This window comes from Microcoleus sp. T2B6, assembly GCF_036700475.1.
GTDB lineage: Bacteria > Cyanobacteriota > Cyanobacteriia > Cyanobacteriales > Microcoleaceae > Microcoleus.
The window spans coordinates 1-2,586 of the sequence record NZ_JAUBOZ010000225.1; the positions used below are offsets into that span (position 1 = coordinate 1).

3 protein-coding genes are annotated in these 2,586 nt (G+C 46.0%); 1 reads left to right on the plus strand and 2 read right to left on the minus strand.

Going from position 1 to position 2,586, the window contains the following annotated elements:
• The first annotated feature begins 206 nt into the window (after positions 1–206).
• A complete protein-coding gene (locus tag QUA00_RS36500) occupies positions 207–512 on the plus strand; it encodes a hypothetical protein (RefSeq protein WP_333413460.1) in 306 nt (101 codons plus the stop codon).
• A 97-nt stretch (positions 513–609) separates the two neighbouring features.
• On the opposite strand, the gene QUA00_RS36505 is transcribed toward QUA00_RS36500, so the two are convergent.
• Positions 610–1,113, minus strand: a complete 504-nt coding sequence (locus QUA00_RS36505) for a YbjN domain-containing protein (RefSeq protein WP_333140764.1) — start codon at positions 1,111–1,113, stop codon at positions 610–612.
• Positions 1,114–1,289: 176 nt separating this feature from the next.
• Entirely contained in the window at positions 1,290–2,186 is an 897-nt protein-coding gene (locus QUA00_RS36510; RefSeq protein WP_333413463.1) for a ferritin-like domain-containing protein, read from the minus strand.
• Positions 2,187–2,586: the final 400 nt, after the last annotated feature.

Sequence of the window (2,586 nt, forward strand, 5' to 3'; positions counted from 1 at the left end):
TAGAAGGTTTTTTTAGTTATTTAGTAATGCACAAATTTAGGTGTTTGTCAAATTAATTTAGATGCGTTTACCCTGATGCTAATCGCCAGATTGTCAACGGATTTCTTCTGGCGCCAAACCTTAATAACCGTGCTGTTAAAGTCCTGCCACTTCCTGGTGGTTGGAAAAAAACTGTGGAGGAATTCACGAAGAAGTATGCGTCTGAAATGCGACAATTACCACAAAGAATGATGGTTTTGCTCATTGATTTCGATGATGATGAAAATCGGTTGAGTTATGTAGAAAGTCATATTCCAGATGATCTAAAAGCAAGAGTATTCGTGCTGGGAGTGCTATCTGAACCAGAGAATCTAAGGACAGACATCAAAAAGACTTTTGAGGAAATTGGAGAAGGTCTTGCAAAAGATTGTTCTGACAACACAAATGAGTTATGGGGACATAATCTTCTCAAACACAACAAAGCAGAATTAGATCGTATGGCTTTATCTGTAAAACCATTTCTCTTTAAATAAATAGACCAAAAGTCGCGCACGCTACTTAAATGTCAGGTGCGCGATTGCCAATAATTTAGCGGAGTGTGGCTCGATCAAAAGTCGCGCAGCCTAATGACTACTGACCGAATTCTGCTTGCAGCAGGTCATCGTTGTCATCGGCGATCGTGGCGACAATAGTAATAACCCGGGAAATTTCCCCGGTCGAGATTTCCGCCATTGTCCGAGTCGATACTACGGCAACTTGATTGTCAACAATCGCAAAATGAGATTCCAAAGTAGACAGCCAATTCATTTCTAGAAGTTTCCGCATTAATTGAGCTTCATTCTTAGCTGGCAACTGCAGTACAAAAGCCCAAACAGTCAAAGTATCATCTTCGGTTTCGCCCGTGAGTTGCACGAACACTTCAACACTGCCGTACTTAAACTTCCAAAGATGTCCGCCAGCTTCACTTTGACCGACCATCACTTTTTGGTCTACAGCCATGCTGGCGATGACAGTTTCAATTTCTTCTGCATAGGTGACGGCTGTGGCTTTTTCGACCTGCTCGGAGGCGATCGCGCTTTCACTCGATTGGCTTTCTGCGGAAGCTGTTTGTATGTTCGGCTCGCTGGTAGTCATAATTATATTTAGATGGAAAACTATTCCAATAATCAGTTTACTTGCTAAAGCTTAAAATTATGACTTTAAATAACTGGTTCCGAGGCTAGGCCTGGGAACCAGTTAATCTCGCTTGTTTGCGGAGGCAGACGCAAGTTTGACTTGCAGAGCGGTTTCAACCAGGTTCGCGATCGAATTTAAGCCTTGGGCTTAGTCGCCGCCGGCTTCTTCTCAATGGTATTCAAGCCGTTGAGGAACATCGGCACAAATTTCTCCACAAATGCCTGCGGGTCGCGGTTCCATGCCCGCTGAGCTACATCGACTCTGGTCATTTGCAGATCCGGGGCGAGCAGGCTTGCGGGCAAGCGTTCCATCAGGTATTGCGGGCGTTCCCACATCGGCATGGTGTTGGCAATATCCACTAGGCGGGTGACGCGGCGGAGTTCTGCCCCCAACATGATATCCATTCCCGATTCATAAGCTGCTTGTTCGATCGCCACATACTTGCGCTTGGCCTGTTCCACCTTCTGGCGGTGTTCCGGGCTTTTGTTGGCCATTTGGGCCAGCCAGCGGTTGCCCCAGCGGACGTGACCAGCTTCTTCTGGAAAAATCTTTTCGATTGTTTCGCGGATTTTGACGTTTTCTGCGGTTTGGGGAGCCTGTTTGAGGGCGTGGATGTGCGCTGAGAAGAATTCGCAGCCCCGCTTTTCGGTGACATTGATTGCTGCTAAAACTGCAATTATACCGTCATCGAGGTTGCGGTATTGGTCTTTGTTCAGCAGGCGGTCAAATTCGTCAATGTAGGAGATTCCCGGTGGCGTTCCCACATTTTGGCCGAGGTCTACCAGCAAGTCGGTGAGCCACATCGCGTGTCGCGCTTCGTCGGAAATGTGCCGGGAGAGGTCGCGCACGAGTTCGGCAGGTTCCCCGTCTAGCCGTTCGATCACGTCGGTGAGGTCTTTGCAACTGCGCTGTTCGCTGTAGCGGTAGCGGTTGAGGGTGATCAGGTGAATTTCGCGATCGCGCACTACATTAGCTAAAATTTCGCGCGCTCCCATAGCGTTCCGCAGCTTGCGGGGATAGGCAACAGTCATGCTTTTATGTTGTTTTGTAAAGATACCTATATAAGTGTAACGCAGTTTTTCGGCTTCCTAATTCACTCGCAAGGCAGAAAGTTATTGTTTAGCACGGAGATTGAATTTTATACAGACAATTTTTTTACTAGCTCAACCAATGACAATAGTTTTGAGTTGCGAGTCATACCATTTTAGATTTGAGATTTTAGATTAAAAATTAAAAATGACTGATGACTATCAGGGTTTGGAGCTTTTCTCCAGTTAGATTATTTTTTTAAACTGCTATCACGCAAGGGGGAGCATCTAATAATTGTAAAAACACTTCTTCTGGCTCCTTCCTTCGGGAGCATCTCATATTTGTAAAAATACTTCTTCTGGCTCCTTCCTTCTTCTGGCTCCTTCCTTCTTCCTCTTTCCT